Genomic DNA, 26,627 nt, shown 5'->3' with positions numbered 1-26,627 from the left:
CTGTCATTGAGCTCGTGACAAGTAGTGAAGCAGAGCGGGATCAGCTTTGTCAATGGTCTTGACAAACTTTGTTCAAGGTGTTTAATTAGTGCCTGTCACAGCAATGGAGGTGTACTCAATGAAGAGCCCCACACTTGCGGAAGATCGGTCAGGGACCGGTTCTGATTCGCAGAAAACCAGTGCGCAACAGGGAGCGCAGCTGGCAGGCAATAAGCAGGGTCTGCGCTCGAGCGCAGATGCGGCTGGAACTCGCACGCTCAAGCGTCGCGATGATCGCCGGGCAGCAGCTATCTTCCTCATTCCAACCTTCATCGGTTTCTTCATCTTCTACGTCTACCCCGCACTTCGGGGCCTGTGGTACTCATTCACAGACTTCAACCTGATCGGCGAGGCCAACTGGGTTGGCCTGGACAACTACAGCAAGGCAATTGCGGATAAGGAAGTCTGGAACGCCTTCAAAGTCACCATTGCTTACGCGCTGTACAACATCGTGGGACAGACTTTCCTCGGATTGCTTCTTGCAGCACTCATGCAGCGATTTGCTCGCGCAACCTGGGTTCGCTCGCTCTTGCTCTTGCCGTGGCTGGTTCCCAATGTCGCCATCGCGCTGATCTGGGGATGGCTCCTCGATTCAAATATCGGTTTTGTTACTCACCTACTTTCAATGGTTGGTGTTGATGGCGTGACTTTCTACAACGCCAACGCAGCAATGCCGATCGTCGCCGGAATTAATATCTGGGCCTACACCGGATACACCGCACTGCTTTTATACGCAGGCATGCTGCAGATCCCCGGTGAACTCTATGAAAGTGCGTCGCTAGATGGCGCTGGTGAGACGCGAATGTTCTTCGGAATTACGCTTCCGCTTCTGCGTCCTGTTTTGGTTCTGGTCCTCGTCATGGGTCTGATTGGATCCTTCCAGATCTTCGATACGGTTCAGATCGGTTACGCCGGACACCCAATTCCCGCAGTTCGCGTCATTTACTACTACATCTACCAGCAGGGCTTCACCTTCCTGAAGATGGGCTACGCCTCCGCCGTCGCAATGCTCTTGGTTGTCGTCTTGGCAATCTTCACCGCAATTCAATTGCGCCTCATGCGCGCCGGCTCATCGGATCTGGCCTAAGGGGACCAATCATGCTCAAGAAATTCCAACCTTCCAAAGTTGTCGCGTGGGCAATCATCGCGATCGCAGTTCTTGTCACGGTTTTCCCCTTCTATTGGATGATCCGCACGGCGATCACTCCGCAGGCCGATCTCATTGCCGAATCAACGAGGCTGTGGCCATCACACCCGACGATGATCAATTTCAAGCGAATTCTTGGACTGGTTTCTGTTGAAGAGGCCATGGCAGCCGGTGGTAGTGGAGCAACGATTAACTTCGCTATTGCAACAACAAACTCGCTGATTTACGCGGGCGGTATTGCTATCATTCAGACCTTCTTCGCTTCATGCGCGGCCTACGCTTTTGCCCGTTTGAAGTTCCCCTTCAAAAACGCGCTCTTTGCGTGCGTCATTGGTGCGCTCATGATCCCCGGGATCTTCTCGCTTCTGCCGAACTACGTGTTGATTAAGCAGCTTGGTTGGCTGAACACGATGCAGGGCATGATGCTTCCCGCACTTTTCATGGCACCCTTCTCGATCTTCTTCCTGCGGCAGTTCTTCCTCTCCCTGCCTCGGGAAGTGGAGGAAGCGGCAATGCTTGACGGATTGGGACCCGTCCGCCGTTTCTTCAAAGTAACCATCCCCATGTCTGCAGGACCAATCATGACGATGACCCTCATTACGATCATCGGCATGTGGAAAGACTTCCTCTGGCCGCTGCTGACCGGGCGCGAAGGCGCTCAGCTCCTCACCGTTGCTCTGGGAATTTTCCAGCAGCAATCGCCCAATAGGGCACCCGACTGGACCGGACTCATGGCAGGGTCAACGCTCAGCGTCATCCCGGTCCTGATCCTCCTGATTCTCATGGGACGCAAGCTGGTTGAGTCCCTGAACTTCTCTGGAATCAAATAGCACGAAAGTGCCTGAAGAGAAAGAACCACACATGAAAACTCGTACCGTAGTCTCAGCGGGGATTGTCGCAGCAATGGCGCTGTCCCTGGGCGCGTGCAACGCCAACTCCTCGAGCACCTCGAGTTCCTCGGCATCGGGCGACGGTGTGACCGTCAGCTACTGGCTGTGGGATGACCGTCAAGCTCCTCTGTACCAGAAGTGCGCTGACGACTTCCATGCAGAAAACCCGAACATCACCGTCAAGATCACCCAGACCGCATGGGGCCAGTACTGGGATACGCTGACCACTCAGCTGGCAGCATCGAACGCGCCCGACACCTTTGTCGATCACTCCACGCGTCTTCTCCAGTTCATTGATTCCAAGCAGATTTTGGATATCACTGACAAGGCAAAGGAAGCTGGAATCGATGATTCCATCTACCAGCCTGGACTTGCTGATCTGTCGAAGTTCGAGGGCAAGCGTTACGGCCTGCCCAAGGATTGGGACACCATGGGTCTGCTCTACGACACAGAGGTCGCAAAGGAAGCTGGCTACACCAAGGAAGACATGGCCAAGCTGACCTGGAACCCCACCGATGGCGGTACCTTCCAGGAATTCGTTGCAAAGACCACTGTTGACGCCAATGGCCACAACGGACTTGACCCGGCCTTCGATAAGAACAACGTCAAGCGTTACGGCTACTACCCCGAGTGGGCAGACGGCGCAATCGGCCAGAACGGTTGGGGCGAATTCGCCGCTTCCAACGGCTTCACCTACGGCGATAAGACCGTGAATCCCACCAAGTTCAACTTCGCCGATAAGAGCCTGGTCGACACCCTCGCTTGGGAACGTCAGCTCATCGAGAAGGGCTATGCCCCCAAGTTCGATAAGCAGTCCTCGCTGGGCACCGACGCAACGATGAACGCCGGTATCGCCACATCCACCATCGCAGGTTCGTTCACCACCTCCTCCTACCTGGGTGCAGATGCGCAGAAGAAGTTCGCCTACGCACCTCTTCCGATCGGCCCCGTTGGACGTCGTAGCGCCATGAATGGCCTGCACGATGTCGTGTGGAGCGGCTCGAAGCACCCCGATGAGGCATTCAAGTGGATCGCCTACATGGCTTCGGACAAGTGCCAGATCAAGGTCGGCGAGTCCGGCGTCATCTTCCCCGCCAGCATCAAGGGCACCGAAGCGTCCCTGAAGGCACGCGAGGCAAAGGGCCAGGACAACTCGGCATTCACCACCGTCGTTGAGAACAAGGAGACCTTCTCGGTTCCCGTCTTCTCACACGGTGACGAGGTCAACGCTCTGATCCAGGACGCTATCCAGGAGGTCGCCGGTGGCGCTGATCCTCAGGCGACCATGACCGCGGCCAACGAGAAGGCAAACGCCCTGCTCAAGTAAGCCACTGAGCGGGTCCCGCCTCCGTCGATTACCCAATCGCAGGTCAGCGGGACCCGCTTTCCACACCCAAACCCATAACTTTCCTTTCCTTCTGCGCCGCTTCCCACGGCCTCGTCAATGAAAGAACGATCATGCAACGTCTGGTACTTTCCCTTCCTAACGCCACTTTGAGCGCGTCAGCTGATGCTCAGCTCATCGAGCAGGGTGACAACTTCGCAATCATTGACGCTAGCCGTGTCGCGCTGCTCCACGGAATGGAAAGTGGCCAGTACTACCGCAGTGGGCACAATTCTTGGTCGCCCTCTGGGTGGAATTTGCTGAGTGAAGCACCCCTGCGAGTTCCCTCTGATGAACGTCGGACAACCGCCGATGACCCTGGGGCAGATGACACCGTCCGTCATCACGGTTCGTGGATGGGCGCGGTTGTTGAAGAAGAGGGCGGCGCAGGTTTCCTCATTGGTGCGCTCGCGGGTGGACACCCGAAGGTGCGCGCTGATGAAGATGTTTTTGTTGGCTTCGATGAGATTCGTCCGGCTCGCTGGTTTGTGAGCTGGGGCAGTGAAGCGGAGATTTTTGAGGCCTATGTTGAGCAGCTGCGCCCTCGACGTCGCAGCCCCGGTCAGGCACCGCGTGTGTGGTGTTCTTGGTATTCCTACTACGAAAATGTTTCCTGGGATGTTCTTGCCGGACAGCTTCCCGGGCTTGCAAAACTTGGTTTCACTGCCTTGCAGATCGATGATGGATGGCAGCTAAATGTAGGCGATTGGCGTCCGAATGCGAAGTTTGGACACGATCTTGCTGCCTGTGCTCGCTACATTTCCGATCTCGGTGTGACTCCCGGTTTGTGGATTGCACCCTTCATTGCCCGAGAAGGGACACCTTTCCTTCAGGCGCACCCCGAAGCTTTCGTCCATGCGGAGGATGGAAAGCTCGCTATCGCCGGATACAACTGGGGTGGTCCCTACTATGCGCTGGATACAACGCATCCCCTGGCGCAGGAATATCTGCGCGACACCATCGAATACCTGCTTGACGCGGGAATCCGCTATATCAAGACTGACTTTATTAACGCAGCGGCCATTGAAGGCGTGCGTTTTAATCGCGAAGCAAGTCCCGATGATGCGTTTATTTTGGGTTCGCAGATTTTGCGAGAGGCGGCAGGGGAGGATACCTACCTTCTGGGTTCTGGTGCCCTGATCATCCCCGCGATCGGCCTCTACGACGGAATTCGAGTGGGCTGCGATGTCGCTCCCATTTGGAAGAACTACGCGACTGATGATCGTTCTGACGCAGAAGCGCGCAATGCTTTTATGGGTTCTGTATCGCGTCTGTGGCTGCGTGAGCTCATTGATGTTGATCCCGATGTCATCTTCTTCCGTCACATGAAGAATCTGCTGAATGATCAGCAGATCGGGTGGCTCCAGGATGTTGCCGCGGTCGCTGGTTTTAAGTCATCTTCCGATCCCTTGGTATGGCTAACGGAGCAGGAACAGGCAGAGCTGAGCCAGTGGCTTGCTCGCCACGAGGACGTCCAACAGATCTCGCGAAATGTCTGGTCTTTGGACGGTCGCGAGGTTGACTTTGGCCCCGGTTTGAAGGAGCCGGAGCACTGCTACCCGGTTTCCTAAGGATTTCCGCGCGGATTAACGCAACAAACATATGTGCAAATTGAATACGGGTGTGTGCTCGCTCACGCCCCTAAAGTGTTGTTCTCACGGACTTTTTGGCGTGCTTTCGCGGCTTCGTATACCGGTGACTATGGTCTGAACTGGACCCCGATATGGGTTCATCGTTGCGTGGAGCGTGAAGGAGGCATGGTGAGCCAACAGGCCCAAGACATGAACGCTGATGTCGTTATTGTCGGCGCTGGCCCAGGTGGTGCATCTACCGCCTATCATTTGGCAACCCTTGGTATTGACGTCCTTCTTGTCGATAAGGCACGTTTCCCGCGCGACAAGATCTGCGGTGATGGCCTGACTCCCGCCGCCGTTCAAGAGCTCATCCTCATGGGTGTTGATACTTCTGGTTGGGCACGAAACCGCGGTCTGACTGTCATTGGCGGTGGCCATACCATTCACATGGAGTGGCCAGATCAGGCTTCGCTTCCGGGATACGGAATGACTCGCGCGCGTATGGACCTTGACCACGCATTGGTTCAGCGTGCACAGAGTGCGGGAGCTCGCCTCGAAGAAGAACTCACCGTAACCGAGGCACTCCAAGACTCCACACATCGAGTCTGCGGTGTTCGCGCGCGCCGAGGCCGTGGCAAGAATGCCCAAGACGTGACGATTCACTCCAAGCTGGTTGTGGATGCCGGTGGCGTCTCTGCAAAGGTTTCCACCCGCCTCGGAATTGAAAAGAATCCCAAGCGTCCCATGGGCGTTGCGGCACGCACCTACTTCCGTTCCCCTCGTGGCAACGAAGAATGGATGGAATCGCACCTGGAACTCTGGGCGGGCGAACCCGGGCACTCGGATCTACTTCCTGGATACGGTTGGATCTTCCCCATGGGGGATGGCGTCGTCAATGTCGGACTGGGCTCTGTGGCCTCGACGGCAAGTGCGACGAACCTGCCCTATCGTCAGGTTTTCGAACAGTGGATGGCCAACCTTCCCGAGGAATGGGGATTTACCCCAGAGAATCAAATCGGTGAGCTCCGCAGTGCAGCTTTGCCGATGAGCCTTAACCGTCAGCCCCACTACACCAATGGATTCGTCATTGTCGGCGATGCCGGCGGAATGGTTTCTCCTTTTAACGGAGAAGGAATCGCACCCGCGATGAAGGCTGGACGCTACGCGGCCGAGGCCATGGCTCAGGCTCTTGCCCGCACACACCGCGCTGGCGTTGACCGAGCGATGAGCGCCTATCCCCAACGGATCCGCGACGAATACGGCGGCTACTACCAGTTGGGACGCATCTTTGTTCGTCTCATTGAAAATCCGCGAATCATGCGCCTGTGCACGACCTACGGTCTGCCCATCCCGCGCCTGATGACCCTGGTTCACAAACTTCTGTCGGATGGCTTCGAACGCCAAGGCGGCGACTTCGACGACCGACTGATTACGACCCTATCCAAGATGGTGCCATCAGCATGATGGCTACGAAGGTACACCCGATGTGGGAGGAACGATGACAAATCCCTATGTTCCACTGCTGATCATGGCTGCAGCCGCCATGGTCTTGGCGCTGGGCGGGCTGGGCGCATCCGCAATTCTGGGACCAACGCGCAAGAATCGCACGAAGGCCGATAACTATGAATGCGGAATCGACCCCACGGAGCAGCATCTGGAGCATGGACGCTTTCCTGTGCGCTACTACCTGGTAGCCATGACCTTCATTGTCTTCGACATTGAAGTCGTGTTCATGTACCCGTGGGCCGTGAGCTTCAACCAGCTGGGACTTTTCGGATTGATTGCCATGCTGACCTTCATCGCGGTGATCACCGTCCCCTATATCTACGAATGGCGCCGCGGCGGACTGGACTACTGAGGTAAGAGGAAAACAATGGGAATTGAAGAAAGCCTGCCTGCAGGCATTGCCCTGGCAAGCATGGAGAAGATCCTCGGTCTTGCTCGAAAGCACAGTCAGTGGCCAGTCACCATGGGCTTGGCGTGCTGCGCAATTGAAATGATGGCAGCCGGAACTCCCCGTTTCGACATGTCGCGTTTCGGTTTGGAAGTCTTCCGCGCATCGCCGCGTCACTCCGACCTCATGATTGTCTCCGGACGTGTTTCCCACAAGATGGCTCCCATCGTGCGCCGCGTCTATGACTCAATGGCCGACCCCAAGTGGGTCATCTCCATGGGGGCCTGCGCATCTTCGGGCGGTATGTTCAACAACTACGCCGTCGTCCAGGGATGCGACCACATTGTTCCCGTCGATGTGTACCTTCCCGGCTGCCCGCCTCGTCCCGAGGCCTTGATTCACGCAATCCTTACACTGCGTGAGCAGATCGGAAGTGAACCGCTGGGCGCACACCGTCGCGAAATTGCTCGCAAGGCTGAAGCAGCAGCACTTGCTGCGACCCCGACTCACGATTTGAAGGGATTGCTGGCATGAGCGAAGAAATTAATCGTTTCGGTGCCGAGCAGCCCGAGGTCATCAAAACCCGTCAGGGTCTGTTCGGAGCTCCGGATCAAGGTGATACCACGGGCTTCTCGCAGCAAGTAACTGTTGCGCGCACTGCGCCCGCAGCGCTGCGCCCCTATGGTTCGTACTTCGATCAGATCGTTGACATCCTCGAGGAATTGATTGCCGCCGATGGACTGGCAGTTGCGGATGTCATTGAGAAGGTCGTCGTTGAACACGGCGAACTCAGCATCTTCATCCCGCGTGAGCACATCCGCCGCGTCGCGCGCTACCTGCGTGATGATCAGGATCTGCGTTTCGAGATGTGCCTGGGAACTAACGGCGTGAACTACCCCGAAGATCAAGGCCGCGAGCTCCACGCGATCTACCCCTTCATGTCGATCACGCACAATCGCATGATCCGTCTGGAAGTAACCTGCCCGGATTCGGATCCGCACATTCCCTCGATCGTCGATATTTACCCGGCGAACGACTGGCAGGAACGCGAAACATGGGACCTCATGGGAATTGTTTTTGATGGGCATCACTCGCTGACACGAACCGCTATGCCTGATGACTGGGTAGGTCACCCGCAGCGTAAGGACTACCCCCTGGGTGGTATTCCCGTGGAATTCAAGGGTGCAGTCAACGCCCCTGCCGACACTCGGAGGTCGTACAACTAATGACTACTCCTTCACTTCACGCTGCAGCATCAAGTGCAGGCCTGGATATTGACGAGGTTCCCGAGGTTCTTGCCCAGGGCGGAGACTGGAACGACGTCATCGCTGAGATCGAGCGCATCAACCATGAGCGCGTCGTACTCAACATGGGTCCTGTTCACCCCTCAACCCACGGCGTTCTTCGCCTGATCCTTGAGCTGGATGGCGAAACCGTTCGCGAAACTCGCGTTGACACGGGCTACCTTCACACCGGTATCGAAAAGACCATGGAATACCGCACGTGGACCCAGGGCGTTACGCTGTGCACTCGTATGGACTATGTGGCTCCCTTCTTCCAAGAAGTGGGTTACTGCTTGGCCGTTGAGAAGCTCCTGGGGATCACGAATGATGTGCCGGAACGCGCAAACCTCATTCGTATCCTGATGATGGAACTCAACCGCATCGCCTCGCACATCGTTGCAATCGGTACCGGCGGTAACGAGCTTGGCGCGACGACCATGATGACCATTGCCTTCAGGGGACGCGAAGAGATTCTGCGAATCTTCGAGCGCATTACCGGTCTGCGTATGAACCACGCATACATCCGCCCCGGCGGTGTAGTTCAGGACCTTCCCAGCGGCATGGTCCCTTACATCCGCGAAAAGCTCCCGAAGGTGCGAAACGATATCGGTGAGCTCCAGGACCTGGTTCTGGCAAACCCGATCTTTAAACAGCGCTTCATTGGCGTTGGCTACATGCCTCTGTCAGCAATGATGGCCCTAGGCTTGACCGGTCCGTCCCTGCGAGCAGCCGGCTTGCCCCAAGACCTTCGTAAGGATCAGCCTTACTGCGGTTACGAGAATTTCGAATTCGACGTTCCCACCTATGACTCGAACGACGCTTACAACCGTGTTCGCGTGCGTTTCGATGAGTGCTACCAGTCGCTGCGTATTGTCGAGCAGGTCCTTCGCCGCTTGGAGGCAACTGAAGGCCAGCCCGTCATGGTTGCCGACCCGCATATCAAGTGGCCCGCACAGCTTTCAGTTGCAACGGACGGCCAGGGTAACTCCGCCGAACACATTGCGAAAGTCATGGGAACTTCAATGGAATCCCTGATCCACCACTTCAAGCTGGTCACCGAAGGATTTAGGGTCCCCGCCGGCCAGGTCTACCAGACCGTTGAGCACGCAAAGGGCATTTTGGGTGTCCACCTGGTTTCTGACGGTGGAACTCGTCCCTTCCGCGCGCACTTCCGCGACCCTTCATTCGCAAATCTGCAGTCTCTGGCCATGATGACGGAAGGCGGCCAGCTGGCTGATGTCGTTGTCTCACTGGCCACTATCGACCCCGTTCTGGGAGGCGTTGATCGATGAGCTATCCCGTGGAAACCTATGAGCGCCTTGCAGGTGAGGCACGCGAGATCATCGCGCGCTACCCCCAGGGCCACGCTCGTTCCGCACTGCTTCCCATGCTTCACCTAGTCCAGTCTGAAGACGGCTATGTGAGTGCAAACGGAATCGCACTGTGCGCTGAACTTCTGGGTATCACTCGCGCAGAAGTTTCTGCAGTTGCGACCTTCTATACCCAGTACAAGCGTCACCCCACGGGTGAATACCTCGTGGGTGTGTGCACCAATGCTCTATGCGCCGTCATGGGTGGCGATGAAATCTGGGAGGCCGTCAGCGAAAAGGTTGGTGTCGGAACCGACGAAACCAACGAGGCTGGAACCATCACCCTTGAGCGCCTCGAATGCAACGCGGCCTGCGATTACGCTCCCGTTGTCATGGTGAACTGGGAGTTCTTCGACAACCAGACCCCCGAATCCGCATGCGCCCTCATTGATGACATCGAGGCCGGTAAGCCCTTGCACCCCACCCGCGGAAGTGCTGTGCTGCCGACCTTCAAGGAAACCGAGCACGTCCTTGCCGGCTTCCTTGACGGACACGAGAACGAAGGGCCCAGTGCTGGCGAGGCCTCGACGCTGGGACTGAGGATCGCCGAAGAACGCGGCTGGAGCTCTCCGGCTGACGTTCCTGCGGAAGAAGGAAAGGAGAAGGACGGTGAGTGAAACAACCGTGGCCCTGACCCCGATTCTGACCCGCGGATGGGGGAGCGATCGCTCGTGGACTTTAGAGTCCTACCTGAGCCGTGGCGGCTATGAGGGACTCAAGAAGGCCAACACCATGGAGCCCGCTGAGATCGTTGAGACCGTTAAGGCCTCTGGCTTGCGAGGCCGTGGTGGTGCTGGATTCCCCACGGGCCTCAAGTGGTCCTTCCTTCCGCCCGATGACGGTTTGCCCCGTTATCTCGTGGTTAATGCCGATGAATCGGAACCGGGAACCTGTAAGGATATCCCGACGATTATGGCAAATCCCCATGTGCTGATTGAAGGTATTGCGATCACCTCGCGCGCCATCAATTGCCACCACGCATTTGTCTACCTTCGCGGCGAAGTTGTTCACGTCTACCGCCGCCTGATGGCTGCAGTTAAGGAAGCAACAGAGGCCGGCCTGCTGGGTGATCTTCGCATCACCGCTCACGCAGGTGCGGGTGCGTACATCTGTGGTGAAGAAACTGCTCTTCTGGATTCTCTGGAAGGCTACCGAGGCCACCCGCGTCTGAAGCCTCCATTCCCCGCTGTCGCAGGTTTGTATGCGCGTCCGACTGTTATTAATAACGTCGAGTCGATCAGCCAGGTGACCGGAATCTTCCAGCACTCCGCACAGTGGTACTCCTCGATGGGAACGGAAAAGTCCAAGGGACACGGTCTGTTCTCAATCTCAGGTCACGTGAAGAATCCGGGCCAATTCGAGGCTCCCTTCGGAATCACCATGCGTGAGCTCATTGATCTTGCCGGCGGTATTCGCGAAGGACACCAGCTGAAGTTCTGGACTCCCGGTGGCTCTTCGACCCCGATCTTCACCGAAGCCGAACTGGACACGCCTCTGGATTACGAATCCGTTGGCGCCGCCGGTTCGATGCTGGGTACCCGTGCATTGCAGGTCTTCGATGAAACGACCTCCGTGGTTCGCGTCATTACCCGTTGGATTGAGTTCTACCAGCACGAATCCTGCGGTAAGTGCACGCCCTGTCGTGAAGGAACCTACTGGCTCAAGCAGATCATGCTCCGCCTGGAAGCAGGTAAGGGCCAGGAAGGCGATATCGATCTTCTGGACGAGATCGCACACAACATTTTTGGCCGAAGCTTCTGTGCTCTGGGCGATGCGGCAGCAACCCCGATCATGTCGGGAATTAAGAAGTTCCGCGAAGAATTCGAGGCCGGGCTGACCACGCCCGCGCGCGAATTGTTCCCCTACGAGGCCTCGAGCAACTTTGCCAAGGGAGGAGTTCGATGAGCGAGAACCTAGTGAAGGTCACAATCGACGACGTCGAATTGGACGTTCCCGCAGGCACCCTGGTGATCCGTGCGGCCGAGCAGGCCGGAATTCGTATCCCGCGTTTCTGTGATCACCCGCTGCTTGAGCCTGTCGCCGCGTGCCGCCAGTGTCTTGTTGAGGTTGGAATGCCCGATCGCAACACCGGCGAGCTGCGATTCATGCCCAAGCCTCAGCCTTCATGTGCTCAGACTGTCACCCCGGGCATGGTGGTCAAGACTCAGCACACCTCCGAGGTTGCCCGTCGCGCTCAGGAAGGCGTGATGGAATTCCTGCTGATCAACCACCCGCTTGATTGCCCAATCTGCGACAAGGGTGGCGAATGCCCCCTGCAGAACCAAGCGATGAGCGAAGGCCGCGAGAGCTCGCGCTTCATCGATGCAAAGCGCACGTATCGTAAGCCTTTGAAGCTCACCTCGCAGATTCTGCTGGACCGCGAGCGTTGCATCCTGTGCCAGCGCTGTGTGCGCTTCGGTAAGGAAATTGCGGGCGACCCCTTCCTTGATCTTCAGGGACGAGGCGGTGGCACCGCGCCGACCGAGCACCATCACTTCATGGGTGAGCAGGTTGGCTCCTTTGATACCGCGGTCTTGGATTACTTCAACCCGCAGGAAAAGGACAATGTCAAGGCGGGTATTTCGGGACCTTACGGTCAAGAAGGCATTATCGGCTCCCTCAATGAAGGCGATCTTGCCCCCAATGATCGTGATGTTTCGGGACGCGCATTCGCCTCGTACTTCTCGGGCAACATCATTCAGATCTGCCCGGTTGGTGCTCTGACCTCGAATGATTATCGCTTCCGCGCACGCCCCTTCGACTTGGTATCTACCGCTTCGGTAACCGAGCACGATGCTTCCGGTAGTGCGATCCGCGTGGATATTCGCCGCGGCGAAGTTCTGCGCCGTCTGGCTGGAAATGATCCCGAGGTGAACGAAGAGTGGATCACTGACAAGGATCGCTTCGCATTTAAGTGGTCGGGTGTCCAGCGCCTCAACACTCCTTTCGTTCGCGAGAACGGCCAGCTTGTTCCGACCTCGTGGTCGGATGCCTTGGACCGTGTCCATCGTGCGCTTGCCGGCCTTTCCGGCGACCAGGTTGGTTTCCTTCCCGGTGGCCGCCTGAGCTTCGAAGATGCTTGGGCATGGTCGAAGTTTGCGCGTTCCGTTGTTGGATCCGATTCCATCGATATGCGTTCGCGCAGCCACAGTGAAGAGGAACGTTCATTCCTTGCTGCCCACGTTGCAGGTAGCGGATTGGGCGTCACCTACTCGCAGCTTGAGAGCGCCGGCCAAGTCCTCTTGGTTGGACTCGAACCCGAGGATGAGTGTGGTGCGATCTTCCTGCGGATGCGCAAGGCCACTCGCAAGGGCAAGCTCCGCGTTGCTTCTTTGGCTCCGATGACTTCCCGAGGCCTCGCCAAGCTTTCTGGAGAGCTGCTCCGTTGCGCTCCCGGAACCGAGGTCGAGGTTGCCGCTGAGATCCGTGAGGGTGGTGAGTTCGCTGATCTCGCCTCGCGTCTTGACGGGGGAGTAATCCTGGTTGGCGAGCGCGCAAGCCGCACGCCGGGTCTGCTCAGTGAAGTTGTTCGACTGGCAGAGCGCACTCACTGCCGTATTCAGTGGGTCCCTCGCCGTGCCGGTGAGCGCGGTGGAGTGGAAGCCGGTCTTCTTCCCGGTCTTCTGCCTTTCGGCCGTCCGCTTTCCTCTCAAGAGGCTCGCGAGTCGCTGGTATGGGGAGAGATTCCCGCTCAGCGCGGTCTTGATGCCACGCAGATGCTGGAAGCTGCAGCTGATGGTCGCGTTAAGGCACTGGTTGTCGGTGGCGTTGACCTTCGTGACTTCGATGATCCGGCTGCCGCGCGAAAGGCGCTTGATCAGGTTGATTTCTTGGTGAGCCTTGAGGTTCGTCGCAGTGAGGTGACCGATCGTGCAGATGTGATCTTGCCGGTCGCACCTCCGCTGGAAAAGAACGGAACCTTCATCAACTGGGAAGGCCGCCTGCGTCCCTTCGGCCAGGCCATCGCCTCGCGTTCACAGACCGATCGACTGGTCTTCGATGCGCTTGCCAGCGAGTTTGGCGTGGATCTCGGTCTGCACGACCTCGTGGGTCTGTACGACCAGGTGAATCCGCTCATGCAGTGGAACGGTCAGCGTGAAGAATTCGTTCCGGCGACGGCCTCGGAATTGGTTGAGGTCGGCCAGGGCGAGGCACTTCTTGCCACCCACAAGCCGATGCTTGACGCAGGTCGTCTGCAAGACGGCGCAACCATGCTGGCGGGAAGCGCACGCCGTCCAGTCGTCTTCGCCTCGCGCGCAACTGTTGCGGGCCTCGGCATTGACGAGGGCGAGGAACTCACGCTCAGTACCCAGCGCGGAAGCATCACGCTTCCCCTGCAATTTGCTGATCTTCCCGACGGGGTTGTCTGGGTGCCCGAGTGCTCCCAGGGATCTATCGTCCACGAATCATTGGGGAACTTCGGTTCTTCTGTCACCTTGAGCGCAAAGGGGGAGGTGGCCCGATGAACCTGATCCCCCTGGATGTTCCCACGTACACCGCTGCGGACTTTACGCAGGAAACCTGGTGGTTGACAGTCCTCAAGGCCGTTTTCATCATCGTTTTCCTGATTCTCAACGTTCTGCTTGCCCTGTGGGTTGAACGTCGAACGATCGGACGCATGCAGACCAGGCCCGGCCCGAATGTTGCCGGTCCCTTCGGCTTGTTCCAAGCAATCGCCGACGCCGTGAAGCTGCTCTTCAAGGAAGACATGTGGACGCGTAAGGCCGATAAGTTCATTTATCTGCTTGCGCCCTCGATCTCGGCATTTGCAGCATTCTCGATCTTCGCTGTAATCCCGATGGGACCGAATGTTTCGATCTTCGGGCACTCCACGCCGTTGCAGCTGGCGGATATGCCGGTCGCGGCCCTGTATGTTCTGGCAATTTCTTCGCTGGGACTGTACGGCATTGTGCTGGGTGGTTGGTCCGCGTCCTCGACGCTTCCGCTCTACGGCGCGGTTCGTTCCTCGGCACAGGTGATCTCCTACGAGCTTTCCATGGGAATGTCGCTGGTTGCGGTCTTCTTGATGGCCGGCTCGATGTCGACCTCGCAGATCGTGGCCTCGCAGGCACAGACCTGGTGGTTCCTGCCCCTGGCACCCGCCTTCGTGATCTACCTGATCTCCATGGTCGGTGAAGTCAACCGTCTTCCCTTCGACCTCCCCGAGGCCGAAGGTGAGTTGGTCGCCGGTCACATGACCGAGTACTCCTCGATGAAATTCGGTTGGTTCTACCTGTCTGAATACGTCAACATGTTCAACGTTTCAGCGGTAGCGACGACCATGTTCTTCGGCGGCTGGCACGCCCCCTGGCCCCTCTCGCACATTGAGTTCCTCAATGGCGGCTGGTTCGGAATCCTGTGGTTCTTCCTCAAGATGTGGTTCTTCATGCTTCTCATGATCTGGACACGAAGCACCCTGCTGCGTTTCCGTTACGACCAGTTCATGCAGCTGGGCTGGAAGCGACTGATCCCGATCTCGCTGGCCTGGCTGGTCATGGTTGCCATTATTCGGGCAATCACCCAGTGGGTGTCTTTGACCCTGCCGCAGCTGATCGGTGGCGTTGCTGGAATCTTCGTTATTGCATTGATCGTCATGTGGTTCGCCGATTCGCGCGATGCGCGAAAGGAAGCCCTTGCGCAAGCTGAGAAGCAAGAACGCTTGGCGAACTTTGATCCCATGGCGGATGGCTTCCCGGTACCTCCGCTTCCGGGACAACAGCTTCCGCCCTCGCCGCGCGCAAACCGCGTGGTCACTGCTGCCGCATTGGAGGAGACGAATGACTGATCAGAACGACAGCCAGAATCTGCGTTACGAGCAGGATCCGAAGGGGCCGATCGGTCAGTTCTTCGCTCCTTTCGCGGGCTATGGAGTGACCCTGTCCTCCTTCTTCCGCCCGACCGTGACCGAGCAGTACCCCTTCGAGGGACCCTTCGTCGAGCCTCGTTTCCATGGACGTCACCAGCTCAACCGCTACGCGGATGGCTTGGAAAAGTGCGTGGGTTGTGAACTTTGTGCGTGGGCGTGCCCCGCGGACGCCATCTACGTCGAGGCCGCATCGAACACTCCCGAGGAACAGTACAGCCCCGGTGAGCGCTACGGTCGCGTCTACCAGATCAACTACCTACGCTGCATTTTCTGCGGATTCTGCATCGAGGCCTGCCCGACTCGCGCCCTGACCATGGGGCACGATTTCGAGTTGGCTGAGTATCGCCGCGCTGATGACATCTATGAGAAGGACCAGCTTCTGGTTCCGCTCTCAGAGGGAATGCTTCAGCCTCCGCACCCGCAGGTGGAAGGCTTTAGCGATGGTGACTACTACCGCGGCGCGGTACAGGGCCCCACACAAACTCAGATTGATTGGGTACGCGAGCATCGTCCAGATGATCCCTCCCTTGCAACTGCCCGTCCCGTCAATGAGGAGGCGCGTCAGGCATGACCTTAATGAATTGGCCTGAAATGGCATCGACGGGGGAGGCGATCCTCTTTGGCTGCGTAGCGGTCTTCATGGTCGCATGCGCCCTGGGCGTCCTCTTTTTCAAGAAGGCCGTTTACTGTGCGATCTGCATGGTCGGAGTCATGCTCGGCCTTGCGATCTTGTACCTCATGCACGGGGCAGCATTCTTGGGCACGGTCCAAGTTGTCGTCTACACCGGCGCAATCATGGTCCTCTTCCTCTTCGTCATCATGATGATCGGCTTGAGCGCCTCTGATAACTACGCGCGTCAGTCGCGTGGACGCATCGTCACCTCGGTGCTGATGGCCCTTGGTCTGGGTGCGATCCTCATCGGAGCAATTGCTCGCTCGCGCACCGCGGGAAGCTCGGCTTCGCTCAGTGACGATCCCTACTCGAACGCACCGATCACCGACTTGGCGGCAACGCTGTTCTCGCGCTACTGGTTCTCAATGGAACTCGCGGGAATTCTGCTGATTACCGCAGCAATCGGCGCGATGCTACTCACTCACTCCGATCAGCTCGGTCCGGTACTCACCCAGCGCACGACAGCAGAAGCGAAGATGCGCGCCTTCAAGGCCTCGGGACGTCGAATTGGACAGCTCCCGGCCCCCGGTGTGTACGCCCACTCCAACGCGGTCGATGTTCCCGCACTTTCGGGTGAAACCCACGAACCTGTCGAAGACTCGGTTCCCAGGGTTTTGCGTGTGCGTGGCTTGGATCGCGTTGTTGGTCAGGTTGAGCCTGAGGTCGCACAGTCGCTGGCATTGGCCAAGGGCGGCTCCCTCGACCACACGATCTTCGATCCAGCCCACCCCAGCACTCGCGAGCGTTCTCAGGCATGGGGTATGCCGGGTGCCGCAGCTCCCACTGGTCTGAAGCAGCCGCAGGCTCCCCAGACCGCTGATGAAGGGAAGGAAGAAGAATGAGCCTTGCAGCCTACTTGGTGCTCTCGGGGATCCTCTTCGCGATCGGAGCAGCCATTGTTCTGGTCCGTCGCAGTGCGGTGATCTCCCTCATGGGAGTCGAGCTCATGCTCAACTCCGCCAACCTTGCCTTCGTGACCTTCGCACGAATCCACGGAAATGTTAGTGGCGAAATCATGGCCTTCTTCGTCATGGTCGTTGCTGCCGCGGAAGTTGTTGTCGGCCTGGCAATCGTCGTGTCCATCTTTAAGTCACGCGTCACTACAAACGTTGACGACCTCGATCTGCTGAAGAACTGAGGAGTAAGCCGGAATGACATTGACACTTTTCAGCACCGCGGCACAGGTCGCAGCTCCTGGCCAGCCCACGGGAATCATTTCCTTGGCATGGCTCATGATTGCGATCCCCGCCGTTTCCAGTGCGCTTCTCCTCGTATGCGGACGCCGCTGCGATCGCTGGGGCCATCTTCTGGCTACTCTGGCATCGTGGGCATCCTTCGCTGTTGGACTCGGCGTCATTATCGCCATGCTCTCCGCAGCCCCCGACACGCGCCGCTTTGAACTCCCACTTTTCTCGTGGATTCCCGCGGGCGAGTTCTCGGTGAACTTCGGATTGATGATCGATCCTCTGTCGATGACCTTCGTCATGCTGGTCACCTTCGTCGGTTCGCTCATCCACGTCTACGCCATCGCCTACATGGCTCATGACGAAGCGCGTCGTCGTTTCTTCGCCTACCTCAACCTCTTCATCGCTGCCATGCTCATCTTGGTGCTTGCAGACTCCTACGCGGGTCTCTTCGTCGGATGGGAAGGCGTGGGCTTGGCCTCGTACCTGCTCATCGGTTTCTGGAACTACGTTCCCGCCAATGCGGTTGCCGCGAAGAAGGCATTCGTGATGAACCGTGTCGGTGACATGGGCCTGCTCATTGCGATGATGGCGATGGTCGCTAACTTCTCGACCGTCAACATCGAGGAAGTGAACGCTGCGGCTGCCTCGGTTTCTCCCGTTCAAGCAACCATCATTGGTTTCTTCCTTCTGGTGGGCGCTTGCGGTAAGTCGGCGCAGTTCCCCCTGCAGGCTTGGTTGGGCGACGCAATGGCAGGTCCGACCCCGGTATCCGCGCTGATCCACGCGGCGACGATGGTCACCGCCGGTGTCTACCTGATTGTTCGTTCGGGTGCGATCTTCCAGGCGTCACCGATCGCCGCTACCGCGGTTGTCATCGTCGGTGCGATCACGCTGCTCTTTGGCGCGATTGTTGGTTGCGCCAAGGATGATATGAAGAAGGTTCTTGCGGCCTCGACCATGAGCCAGATCGGTTACATGATGCTGGGCGCAGGTCTTGGACCCATCGGTTGGGTCTTCGCGATTTTCCACCTCTTCACTCACGGTTTCTTCAAGGCGCTTATGTTCCTTGGCGCGGGTTCCGTCATGCACGGAATGAATGACCAGGTCAATATGCGTCGCTTTGGTGCCCTGCGCACCGCCATGAAGGTCACTTGGCTGACCTTCGCCTGCGGCTGGTTGGCAATCCTTGGTATTCCTCCCTTCTCGGGATTCTTCTCCAAGGACAAGATCATCGAAGCAGCATTCGGTGCGACCTCCTTCGCCGGTCACGAGGCCGTTTGGGCAGGTTGGGTCTTCGGTATCGTCACCATGGTTGGCGCTGGCATTACCGCCTTCTACATGTCGCGACTCTTCTTCATGACCTTCCACGGCACTGCTCGTTGGACCACCGAGGCCGAAGGAAATGGTGTCCACCCGCATGAGTCGGGTCCGCTGATGACTATCCCGATGGTGATCTTGGCGATCTGCGCCGCTGTGGTCGGTGGCCTCCTATCAATTGGTGATGTCTTCACGACCTGGCTTGAGCCTTCGCTTGGTGTTGCTGAGCACGCTCACCCGGTTGCTCCTGAGATTGCCATCCAGATTGTCACTTTGCTTCTGGTACTTGCCGGCGCGGGAATTGCCTGGGTTATGTACGGTCGCCGTGAGGTTCCTACCGCCATCCCGGCAGGCAATGCGCTCACGCGTGCTGCTCGCGTTGACCTTTACCAAGACACCGTTAATGAAGCGCTCTTCATGACTCCGGGTATCGCCCTGGTAAAGACCGCCACCCTTGGTGATAACAAGGCGATCGACGGTGTTGTCCACTTGGTTGAAGCGGCATCCACCGGTACCGGCCGAGCGGTTGGTTTCACTCAGTCCGGTCGCGTGCGTACCTACGCCTCTTACATTCTTGGCGGGGTCGTGTGTGCCCTTGCCGCTGTCCTGGCATTTTCGCTGTGAGGAAGTAAGGATCTATGCAGATGTCTCAAATGCTCAGCGCGCCACTACCGTGGCTGTCGATTCTTGTTGCACTTCCCGCACTGGGTGCCGTGCTTCTTCTGGCGATTCCATCCCTGCGCCGAGCCGGGCGTGCCTTCGCACTCATTCTTTCGCTGTGTGAGCTGGTCGTGGCCATCGTTGCTGCGGTTGCATTCGACTGGTCGCATTCCCCCACCTACCAGCTTTCCGAGGCCTATTCCTGGATTCCCCAGATTGGCCTGAGTTGGGCGCTGGCCGTGAATGCCCTTGGCCTGGTGATGATCCTTCTGGCCGTCGCCTTGGTTCCCCTGGTGGTCGTGGCCGGATGGAATGAGGACGAGGATCCGGCTCGTACCGGTGCTTACCTCGGCTGGGTTCTGTTCTTGGAATCCTTCATGGTGCTGATCTTCGCCGCTTCGGATGTCCTGCTCTTCTACCTGGCATTTGAAGGAATGCTGGTTCCGCTCTTCGTGATGATTGGTCGTTACGGAGTTGGTGAAAAGAAGGCGCGTCAGCGTGCAGCAATGAAGTTCTTGCTCTTCTCGCTGGCTGGCGGTCTGGTCATGCTCGGCGGCTTGGTTGCTATTTGGGCCCTGGCTGCTCGCCGTGGAGACACGCTCTTCATGATCGATACCCTCTCGTCCGGAACCGTTCGCCTTCCCGTGGGAATCCAAGTTGGTCTTTTCGCGACCTTCTTCATTGCCTTTGCGATTAAGGCTCCAATGGTTCCCCTTCACACCTGGCTGCCTGACACCGCTGAAAATGCCCGTCCGGGCACTTCGGTGTTGCTTGTCGGCATCCTGGATAAGGTCGGTACATTCGGCATGATCACCCTGTGTCTGCGTCTGTTCCCGTTGGGAGCCGCAAGCCTGCAGTGGTGGATCTGTGGATTCGCTGTACTGTCAATCCTCTGGGGCGGTTTGGCTGCCATCGGCCAAAACGACATCATGCGCCTGGTTTCCTACACCTCGGTTTCGCACTTTGGCTTCATGGTTCTGGGCATTTTCATCGGCTCGCAGATCGCGCTGACCGGTGCCATGGTCTACATGGTCGCCCACGGTGTCTCAATCGCCGCGATGTTCCTGCTGTCCGGCTGGCTGTCAAGGCGAGGCGGAACCCAAGACATGCGCCAATACGGCGGTATGCAGCGCGTGAGCCCCATCTTGGCTGGCCTGTGGCTCTTCTCTGGCTTGGCCTCGGTTGCGCTTCCCGGCCTCTCGGGCTTCGTCCCCGAGTACTTGGTTCTGATGGGCACGTGGAAGGTTTCGACCCTTCTTGCACTCTTTGCAGTGCTGGGAGTGGTCCTGGCCGCGCTGTACATGCTCATGCCCTACCAGCGAGTCTTCACCGGCCCTCCGCGAGAGGATAAGAAGCATATTGCTGATCTGAACGGACGTGAAAAGACCGTTATGACCCCGCTGGTCATTGCAATGCTTGTTCTGGGTATTTGGGCGGCGCCTCTGGTTTCTGCTCTGGCACCCATCGCCGATGAGGGTTCACATCTCCTCACCGCAGCGACCGCAACTTTGAGTGAAGGGAGCGCACAGTGAATTCTGTTGCAACGGCCGTTAACTTTACGGTCCCCGAGATTTCCTGGGCCGCGCTTGCACCGGTTCTGTGCGTTCTTTGCGGCGGGATCCTTGCGGTACTGGCCGAGTCCTTCGTGCCGGTGCGTGCACGCCGCGCCTCGGTCTTCGGAATCGCCGTCGTCGCGCTGATCGCTTCTGCAGTCGCTCTGGTTATGCGTTGGGCTGCCGTTCTTGGATCTCCGCAGTCCCTGGGGGAGTACATTGAAGATCCTTTGGCGGTTGCAGCTCAAGGAATCTTGGTCCTGATCGCCTTCTTCGCCGTTCTGGTAATTGCCGATCGTTCCGAGGCCGGAGACGGTGCCTTCGCCGGCCAGCCTTCGGATCGTCCCGGTTCCTCCGATGAAGAGCGTTCCGATTCAAAGGGCTACCAGCGTTCGGAAATGTTCGCTCTGGTGCTCTTCTCCACCGGCGGCATGATGATCTTCCCCGCGGCGAACTCCTACATCGTGCTCTTTGTGGCTCTGGAAGTCATGTCTTTGCCGCTGTACATCCTGGCCGCAACGGCACGCCGTCGCCGTCAGCTCTCGCAGGAAGCTGCCCTGAAGTACTTCATCTTGGGTGCCTTCTCCTCTGGCTTTATGCTCATGGGTTCGGCCTTCCTTTACGGTTACTCAGGTTCACTGCTGATCTCCAATGCAGCGACTCCCACAGCTCAGACCGCTGGAATGCAGATTCTTCTGCTCATGGGCACGGTCATGGTCATGGTCGGCCTGCTTTTCAAGGTCGGTGCCGCTCCCTTCCACGCATGGACTCCTGATGTCTACACAGGCGCGCCGACTCCGGTGACCGGTTTCATGGCTGCTGCCGTGAAGCTTGCGGCCTTTGCCGCGATGCTTCGTTTCTTCCAGGTCGTGGCAGCGCCCCTGCAGTGGAGCCTTATCCCGATCATGGTTGTTGTCATCATCTTGACCATGCTGGTGGGTACTTTCGCCGGAGTCGTCCAGATGGACGTCAAGCGCATGCTGGCCTACTCCTCGATCGCGCACGCGGGCTTCATCCTCATGGGTGTGATCTCGCTGCTCCGCTACTCCGCAGGACACGTTCTCTTCTACGTTCTGGCCTATGCGGTTGCAACCATCGGTGCTTTCGGGGTTATTACCCTGGTGCGTTCGCGTGACGATCAGGACACCATCGGTGGGGAAGTAACGGACCTGCGTCGTTGGGCGGGACTTGGAAAGACCAACCCGGCCTTGGCCTCGGCAATGCTGATCTTCCTGCTGTCTTTCGCGGGCATCCCCTTCACCGGCGGTTTCATTGCGAAGTTCGTCGTTTTCTCGGATGCTTTCGCGGCTGGAAACGCCTGGCTTGTTGCGCTTGCGCTGGCATGCTCGGCGGTCACCGCCTTCTACTACTTCCGTCTGGTTCGCGTGATGTTCTTCTCGGAACCGCGTGAAGACGTTGCGGTTGTTCGCTCCGAAGGTTTCACAGGTGTTGCCATTACCGTGTGTGCTGTGGGTACGATTGCACTTGGGCTCTTCCCGAGTCCGGTTCTGTCTCTACTCAATCAGGTGGTTGTGCTTCTCCCGTGAGCGCCGTAATCGACTTACACGTTCCTGATCTCGAGGCCCGAATTCTTCCGGGCCTCGAGGCCGTTGAGGACCGTTTGCACCAGGCCGTGTCCCACTCTCGGGACCTGGTTACAGAATTGACGTCTCACTTGGCCCAGGCCGGTGGCAAGCGTATGCGCCCCCTGCTGACCTTGGTTGCCGCGCAGTTTGGTGATCCGGAGCGCGCGTTGAGCAACGAAGTCCTCACGGCAGCAACGGGTATCGAACTGACGCACTTGGCCTCGCTCTACCACGACGATGTCATGGATTCTGCGCCCACCCGCAGGGGGGTTCCATCGGCTCAACATCTGTGGGGCAATAACCGCGCGATTCTTGCAGGAGACATCCTCTTTGCACGTGCATCGGCCATGATTGCCACTTTGGGTGATGAAACGGTTCGCTACCACGCCATCACTTTCGAGCGCCTGTGCATGGGGCAGCTCAATGAAACCTTCGGCCCCCAAGAGGGGGATGACCCGCTGAAGTTCTACATCCAGGTGCTGGCTGATAAGACCGGTTCTCTGGTGGCTTCTGCAGCGGCATTCGGTGCGATGCACGCGGGTGCGGATCAGGCGACAATTGATGCCCTCACTCAGTTTGGTGAGCGTTTGGGAGTCGCCTTCCAGATCGCCGACGATGTTATTGATTTGGGGCCCGAGGCCGGCGCTTCGGGGAAGACCCCGGGAACTGATCTTCGCGAAGGCGTGGATACTCTTCCGGTGCTTCTTCTTCGCCGCGCACAGTCAAATGGCAATCTGGACCCCGAGGGACAGAAGATTTTGTCCATGCTGGGAGGGGATCTTTCCTCCGATCAGGCTTTGGCTGCGCTGGTTGAACGCCTGCGTGAGCATGATGTTGTTTCGCAGACACGGGAGCTTGCTCGTCAGTGGTGTGATAGCTCTCTTGAATGCATTGCCGACCTTCCAGATGGGGAAGCCAAGCAAGCTTTGATCTCTTTTGCCCACCTGATGGTGGACCGCGTCGCCTGAGTGCGGCCGGCGCACCTCTTGAGGTGTGCCTCGACCTTCTCAGCTGCCCTGCAGGTCGTCTAATTGTAGGATTGGGACAGGATTAGGGTCGCCTTCCTTGGTGGCCAGAGAAGAGGATACGAGTGAGCACCTACAACGTGGCCGTTATCGGCGCTGGACCTGCTGGCATCTATGCATCGGATATTTTGTCCAAATCCGGTTTGGACGTGAATATCGACCTGTTTGAACGCCTTCCCGCCCCCTATGGCCTGGTCCGCTACGGTGTTGCTCCCGATCACCCGCGAATCAAGCAGATCATTGTCGCCTTGTACAAGATCCTGCAGCGCGGTGATATTCGTCTTTTGGGCAATGTTGAGATTGGCCGCGACGTCACGATTGATGACTTGCACGCGCACTACGATGCGATCATCATCGCAACCGGCGCTGACCGCGACGCCCCGCTGAATATCCCCGGTGTTGATCTGCCCCAGTCCTACGGTGCCGCCGACTTCGTCTCCTGGTACGACGGACATCCGGATTACCCCCGTACGTGGCCTCTTGAAGCGAAATCCGTGGCCGTATTGGGCGTGGGAAATGTTGCTTTGGATGTTTCCCGTGTCTTGGCGAAGCACGCCGAAGACATGCTCGTGACCGAGATCCCGGAAAACGTTGCAAAGGGTCTTGCTGAAAATCCCATTACTGACGTTCATGTCTTTGGTCGTCGTGGACCTGCCCAGGTGAAGTTCACGCCGCTGGAACTGCGCGAGTTGGGGCATGTTCCCGATGTTGACATCATTGTTTCCGAGGACGACTTTGACTTCGATGAAGGTTCCGAAGAAGCCCTGCGCGCTTCGAACCAGCAGCGCCAGGTTGTCAAAACTCTGACGAACTACGCGATGGAGGATCCCGAGTCTCACACGGCTTCGCGTCGCATCCATATCCACCTTTTCCAATCTCCGGTTGAGATCCTTGCCGACGAAAACGGTAATGTCAGCGCGATCCGCACCGAGCGCACCGAGCTGACGGGCGATGGCTCCGTGCGTGGAACCGGTGTCATGACCACCTGGCCCGTACAGGCCGTCTACCGCGCAATCGGCTACTACTCCTCGCCGGTCCCCGGGCTGCCCTTCGATAAGCGTGCCGGCGTTGTTCCCAATGTCGAGGGTCGCGTGATCGATTCTGATACGACGAAGAATGAAGATGCTCCGGTGATTCCGGGTATCTATGCGACTGGTTGGATTAAGCGCGGTCCCGTTGGCCTTATTGGCTCGACGAAGTCCGATGCTCAGCAGACGATTTCCCACTTGGTTGAGGACGCTGAGGCCGGTCGCCTGCATGCGACTTCTTCCGACGTTGGTCACGAGGCCATGGTTGCGCTGCTGCGTGAGCGTGGCGTTGAGTTCACAACCTGGGAGGGTTGGGAGCTTCTTGATGCCTACGAGGCCGCGCTGGGCGAGCAATTCGGTGAGGTTCCCGGTGGCCGCGGAACACGCGAGCGCGTGAAGGTCGTGTCGCGTCGCGCGATGACCGATATCTCCCAGGGCAAGGATGAGGTTCACGAGGACCTGATCGGCGAAATGGGGGAGATGGGTGTTCCTTCAGCCCCAGAGCGTTTTGAGGACTACTCGGGGCCGACCCGTGCCTGAGACGGTTGCTAAGGAGGCGTTATGCATACACGTCACTATCACAATGGTCTGAAGACCACCGTGCTTTTGGGTGGAATGTGGGCTCTGCTCCTGGCAATTGGCTATGCCATTGCCCTTGGAACCAGACAGTCCATGTGGATTTTCATCTTCGCCGGGATCGGACTCATCCAAATCGTTTGGTCCTATTGGAACTCTGCGAGTATGGCATTGCGTTCAATGAATGCCTATCAGGTGACTGAAGCGCAGCAACCTGCGATGTATCGGATTGTTCGCGAGCTGTCACAAAAAGCAGGTCAGCCAATGCCGACGCTGTGGGTGGCTCCCACAATGACGCCGAATGCTTTTGCAACCGGTCGTAACCCATCGCACGCGGCGGTGTGCTGCACCGAGGGTATTTTGCACCTGCTCAATGAGCGTGAGCTTCGCGGAGTCCTTGGTCACGAGCTCATGCACGTCTACAACCGCGATATCCTGACCTCCTCCGTCGCAGCAGCAATGGCGAGTATCGTGACTTCGGTTGCCCAATTCATCATGTTCTTTGGTGGTGGAAGTCGTGATAATCGCGAGGGCGGACTTCTTTCGGCAATTGGTGGAATCCTGCTGGCGCTCCTCGCTCCTTTTGCGGCCACGCTGATCCAGTTCTCTCTTTCGAGGACTCGCGAATACGATGCGGACGAGGATGGTGCCTATCTGACTGAAGATCCGCTGGCCTTGGCTTCGGCACTGAAAAAGCTCGAGTCGGGAAATGCGCAGGATCCTCTTCCGGTGACGCCGCAGACGCAGAATGTCTCCGCGATGATGATTGCGAATCCCTTCAGGGGACAGGGCTTGCGGAACCTTTTCTCGACTCACCCTCCGATGGATCAGCGTATTGCGCGCCTCGAACACATTGCGGGCTACTAGGAAGTCACTGGCTTTTAAGGGCAGAGAGCCCTTAGAGCCTTGAGGTGAAACGCGATCCTTCTCAAGTCGTGAATAGCCTGTGGGGGCACCTAGCAGCGCTAGATGCCCCCACAGTGTTGCTGTCAGTCAATCTGAGTCAGCGGTAGTTCACGAACTGAAGTGCGACCTCGAGTTTTTCTCCCGAGGGGCCCTTGAGCAGTGCGATGACTGCCTGCAGATCGTCACGAGACTTTGAGGAGACGCGAATTTCATCCCCCTGGATTTGCGCCTTGACTCCCTTGGGTCCTTCATCGCGGATCAGTTTTGTGATTTTCTTCGCAACGTCCTGTTCAATCCCTTCACGCAGGGGTGCAACCAGACGGTAGATCTTGCCCGATGCCTTCGGCTCGCGATCTTTGAGATCAAGCGCTTTTAGGGATACTCCTCGGCGAATGAGCTTGGTCTGCAGAACATCGACGATGGCCATGACGCGTTCGGGGGTATTGGCCTCCATCTCGATTGCGTCTCCGCTCAGGCGGATCGATGCGTCCACGCCGCGGAAGTCATAGCGAGTCGATACTTCTTTTGCGGCTTGATTGACCGCATTATCGACTTCTTGGCGGTCTAATTTGGAAACAATGTCAAATGATGAATCAGCCATGACCATCCTCTCTTTGTGCTCTATGGCGCACTTGGGTCGCTCTGATTGGCGCGCAACCCATTCGTTCT

General features: G+C 57.8%; 23 protein-coding genes. 22 read left to right on the top strand and 1 reads right to left on the bottom strand.

Annotated features, from left to right (window positions below):
* Positions 1-118: 118 nt before the first annotated feature.
* The 22 genes from ADG72_RS00705 to htpX all read left to right on the top strand — a co-directional run bounded on the left by ADG72_RS00705 (position 119) and on the right by htpX (position 25,919).
* Positions 119-1,126: a carbohydrate ABC transporter permease gene (locus ADG72_RS00705; RefSeq protein ID WP_239667609.1), complete on the top strand. Its 1,008-nt coding sequence runs from the start codon at positions 119-121 to the stop codon at positions 1,124-1,126.
* 11 nt (positions 1,127-1,137) lie between these two features.
* Entirely contained in the window at positions 1,138-2,016 is an 879-nt protein-coding gene (locus tag ADG72_RS00700) for a carbohydrate ABC transporter permease (protein WP_019126938.1), read from the top strand.
* Positions 2,017-2,047: 31 nt separating this feature from the next.
* Positions 2,048-3,403 (top strand): ABC transporter substrate-binding protein, encoded by a 1,356-nt coding sequence (locus ADG72_RS00695; RefSeq protein ID WP_048711413.1) that lies wholly within the window; start codon positions 2,048-2,050, stop codon positions 3,401-3,403.
* A 131-nt stretch (positions 3,404-3,534) separates the two neighbouring features.
* Positions 3,535-5,031 (top strand): glycoside hydrolase family 36 protein, encoded by a 1,497-nt coding sequence (locus ADG72_RS00690; RefSeq protein WP_048711412.1) that lies wholly within the window; start codon positions 3,535-3,537, stop codon positions 5,029-5,031.
* A 186-nt stretch (positions 5,032-5,217) separates the two neighbouring features.
* Positions 5,218-6,498 (top strand): geranylgeranyl reductase family protein, encoded by a 1,281-nt coding sequence (locus tag ADG72_RS00685; protein WP_048711410.1) that lies wholly within the window; start codon positions 5,218-5,220, stop codon positions 6,496-6,498.
* A gap of 34 nt (positions 6,499-6,532) precedes the next feature.
* Positions 6,533-6,892, top strand: a complete 360-nt coding sequence (locus ADG72_RS00680; RefSeq protein ID WP_048711408.1) for an NADH-quinone oxidoreductase subunit A — start codon at positions 6,533-6,535, stop codon at positions 6,890-6,892.
* A gap of 15 nt (positions 6,893-6,907) precedes the next feature.
* Entirely contained in the window at positions 6,908-7,462 is a 555-nt protein-coding gene (locus ADG72_RS00675; protein WP_009408599.1) for an NADH-quinone oxidoreductase subunit B, read from the top strand.
* Entirely contained in the window at positions 7,459-8,154 is a 696-nt protein-coding gene (locus ADG72_RS00670) for an NADH-quinone oxidoreductase subunit C (protein ID WP_048711406.1), read from the top strand. The genes ADG72_RS00675 and ADG72_RS00670 overlap by 4 nt, the downstream gene beginning before the upstream one ends.
* Entirely contained in the window at positions 8,154-9,503 is a 1,350-nt protein-coding gene (locus tag ADG72_RS00665; protein WP_048711405.1) for an NADH-quinone oxidoreductase subunit D, read from the top strand. Before ADG72_RS00670 ends, ADG72_RS00665 begins: the two co-directional genes overlap by 1 nt.
* Entirely contained in the window at positions 9,500-10,198 is a 699-nt protein-coding gene (gene nuoE, locus ADG72_RS00660) for an NADH-quinone oxidoreductase subunit NuoE (protein ID WP_048711403.1), read from the top strand. The genes ADG72_RS00665 and nuoE overlap by 4 nt, the downstream gene beginning before the upstream one ends.
* The gene (gene nuoF, locus ADG72_RS00655) at positions 10,191-11,486 is read left to right on the top strand and encodes an NADH-quinone oxidoreductase subunit NuoF (protein WP_048711401.1); all 1,296 of its coding nucleotides are present in this window, start codon (positions 10,191-10,193) and stop codon (positions 11,484-11,486) included. The genes nuoE and nuoF overlap by 8 nt, the downstream gene beginning before the upstream one ends.
* The gene (locus ADG72_RS00650) at positions 11,483-14,047 is read left to right on the top strand and encodes an NADH-quinone oxidoreductase subunit G (protein WP_048711399.1); all 2,565 of its coding nucleotides are present in this window, start codon (positions 11,483-11,485) and stop codon (positions 14,045-14,047) included. Before nuoF ends, ADG72_RS00650 begins: the two co-directional genes overlap by 4 nt.
* On the top strand, positions 14,044-15,366 hold the full coding sequence (nuoH, locus tag ADG72_RS00645) for an NADH-quinone oxidoreductase subunit NuoH (protein WP_019126948.1): 1,323 nt from the start codon (positions 14,044-14,046) through the stop codon (positions 15,364-15,366). The genes ADG72_RS00650 and nuoH overlap by 4 nt, the downstream gene beginning before the upstream one ends.
* Positions 15,359-16,018: an NADH-quinone oxidoreductase subunit NuoI gene (nuoI, locus tag ADG72_RS00640; protein ID WP_019126949.1), complete on the top strand. Its 660-nt coding sequence runs from the start codon at positions 15,359-15,361 to the stop codon at positions 16,016-16,018. Before nuoH ends, nuoI begins: the two co-directional genes overlap by 8 nt.
* Positions 16,015-16,962: an NADH-quinone oxidoreductase subunit J gene (locus ADG72_RS00635; RefSeq protein ID WP_048711398.1), complete on the top strand. Its 948-nt coding sequence runs from the start codon at positions 16,015-16,017 to the stop codon at positions 16,960-16,962. Before nuoI ends, ADG72_RS00635 begins: the two co-directional genes overlap by 4 nt.
* Positions 16,959-17,258, top strand: a complete 300-nt coding sequence (gene nuoK / locus ADG72_RS00630) for an NADH-quinone oxidoreductase subunit NuoK (protein WP_009408608.1) — start codon at positions 16,959-16,961, stop codon at positions 17,256-17,258. The genes ADG72_RS00635 and nuoK overlap by 4 nt, the downstream gene beginning before the upstream one ends.
* A gap of 13 nt (positions 17,259-17,271) precedes the next feature.
* Positions 17,272-19,248 carry an NADH-quinone oxidoreductase subunit L gene (gene nuoL, locus ADG72_RS00625; protein ID WP_048711396.1) on the top strand — a complete coding sequence of 659 codons (1,977 nt, stop codon included), beginning with the start codon at positions 17,272-17,274 and terminating at the stop codon, positions 19,246-19,248.
* Positions 19,249-19,277: 29 nt separating this feature from the next.
* Complete coding sequence (locus tag ADG72_RS00620; RefSeq protein ID WP_048711511.1) at positions 19,278-20,816, top strand: NADH-quinone oxidoreductase subunit M; 1,539 nt, start codon at positions 19,278-19,280, stop codon at positions 20,814-20,816.
* Positions 20,813-22,384, top strand: a complete 1,572-nt coding sequence (gene nuoN / locus ADG72_RS00615; RefSeq protein ID WP_048711395.1) for an NADH-quinone oxidoreductase subunit NuoN — start codon at positions 20,813-20,815, stop codon at positions 22,382-22,384. The genes ADG72_RS00620 and nuoN overlap by 4 nt, the downstream gene beginning before the upstream one ends.
* Positions 22,381-23,391: a polyprenyl synthetase family protein gene (locus ADG72_RS00610; protein ID WP_048711393.1), complete on the top strand. Its 1,011-nt coding sequence runs from the start codon at positions 22,381-22,383 to the stop codon at positions 23,389-23,391. The genes nuoN and ADG72_RS00610 overlap by 4 nt, the downstream gene beginning before the upstream one ends.
* A 122-nt stretch (positions 23,392-23,513) precedes the next feature.
* Positions 23,514-25,016: an FAD-dependent oxidoreductase gene (locus ADG72_RS00605; RefSeq protein WP_048711392.1), complete on the top strand. Its 1,503-nt coding sequence runs from the start codon at positions 23,514-23,516 to the stop codon at positions 25,014-25,016.
* 21 nt (positions 25,017-25,037) lie between these two features.
* Positions 25,038-25,919 (top strand): zinc metalloprotease HtpX, encoded by an 882-nt coding sequence (gene htpX, locus ADG72_RS00600; RefSeq protein WP_048711390.1) that lies wholly within the window; start codon positions 25,038-25,040, stop codon positions 25,917-25,919.
* Positions 25,920-26,055: 136 nt separating this feature from the next.
* Here htpX and ADG72_RS00595 read toward each other — a convergent pair whose 3' ends face one another.
* Positions 26,056-26,559, bottom strand: coding sequence for a YajQ family cyclic di-GMP-binding protein (locus ADG72_RS00595; protein ID WP_026066683.1), 504 nt, complete (start codon positions 26,557-26,559; stop codon positions 26,056-26,058).
* Positions 26,560-26,627: the final 68 nt, after the last annotated feature.

The sequence above is a fragment of the Trueperella pyogenes genome (assembly GCF_001070855.1).
GTDB lineage: Bacteria > Actinomycetota > Actinomycetes > Actinomycetales > Actinomycetaceae > Pauljensenia > Pauljensenia pyogenes_A.
The sequence above is the reverse complement of the archived record's forward strand: the minus strand, read 5'-3'. Positions and strand labels throughout refer to the sequence as shown.

Excerpts from the sequence above, each read along its gene's own strand:
- ADG72_RS00705 (WP_239667609.1), top strand. The coding sequence starts at position 119 with ATGAAGAGCCCCACACTTGCGGAAGATCGGTCAGGGACCGGTTCTGAT.
- ADG72_RS00700 (WP_019126938.1), top strand. The coding sequence starts at position 1,138 with ATGCTCAAGAAATTCCAACCTTCCAAAGTTGTCGCGTGGGCAATCATC.
- ADG72_RS00695 (WP_048711413.1), top strand. The coding sequence starts at position 2,048 with ATGAAAACTCGTACCGTAGTCTCAGCGGGGATTGTCGCAGCAATGGCG.
- ADG72_RS00690 (WP_048711412.1), top strand. The coding sequence starts at position 3,535 with ATGCAACGTCTGGTACTTTCCCTTCCTAACGCCACTTTGAGCGCGTCA.
- ADG72_RS00685 (WP_048711410.1), top strand. The coding sequence starts at position 5,218 with ATGGTGAGCCAACAGGCCCAAGACATGAACGCTGATGTCGTTATTGTC.
- ADG72_RS00680 (WP_048711408.1), top strand. The coding sequence starts at position 6,533 with ATGACAAATCCCTATGTTCCACTGCTGATCATGGCTGCAGCCGCCATG.
- ADG72_RS00675 (WP_009408599.1), top strand. The coding sequence starts at position 6,908 with ATGGGAATTGAAGAAAGCCTGCCTGCAGGCATTGCCCTGGCAAGCATG.
- ADG72_RS00670 (WP_048711406.1), top strand. The coding sequence starts at position 7,459 with ATGAGCGAAGAAATTAATCGTTTCGGTGCCGAGCAGCCCGAGGTCATC.
- ADG72_RS00665 (WP_048711405.1), top strand. The coding sequence starts at position 8,154 with ATGACTACTCCTTCACTTCACGCTGCAGCATCAAGTGCAGGCCTGGAT.
- nuoE (WP_048711403.1), top strand. The coding sequence starts at position 9,500 with ATGAGCTATCCCGTGGAAACCTATGAGCGCCTTGCAGGTGAGGCACGC.
- ADG72_RS00650 (WP_048711399.1), top strand. The coding sequence starts at position 11,483 with ATGAGCGAGAACCTAGTGAAGGTCACAATCGACGACGTCGAATTGGAC.
- nuoH (WP_019126948.1), top strand. The coding sequence starts at position 14,044 with ATGAACCTGATCCCCCTGGATGTTCCCACGTACACCGCTGCGGACTTT.
- nuoI (WP_019126949.1), top strand. The coding sequence starts at position 15,359 with ATGACTGATCAGAACGACAGCCAGAATCTGCGTTACGAGCAGGATCCG.
- ADG72_RS00635 (WP_048711398.1), top strand. The coding sequence starts at position 16,015 with ATGACCTTAATGAATTGGCCTGAAATGGCATCGACGGGGGAGGCGATC.
- nuoK (WP_009408608.1), top strand. The coding sequence starts at position 16,959 with ATGAGCCTTGCAGCCTACTTGGTGCTCTCGGGGATCCTCTTCGCGATC.
- nuoL (WP_048711396.1), top strand. The coding sequence starts at position 17,272 with ATGACATTGACACTTTTCAGCACCGCGGCACAGGTCGCAGCTCCTGGC.
- ADG72_RS00620 (WP_048711511.1), top strand. The coding sequence starts at position 19,278 with ATGCTCAGCGCGCCACTACCGTGGCTGTCGATTCTTGTTGCACTTCCC.
- htpX (WP_048711390.1), top strand. The coding sequence starts at position 25,038 with ATGCATACACGTCACTATCACAATGGTCTGAAGACCACCGTGCTTTTG.
- ADG72_RS00595 (WP_026066683.1), bottom strand. The coding sequence starts at position 26,559 with ATGGCTGATTCATCATTTGACATTGTTTCCAAATTAGACCGCCAAGAA.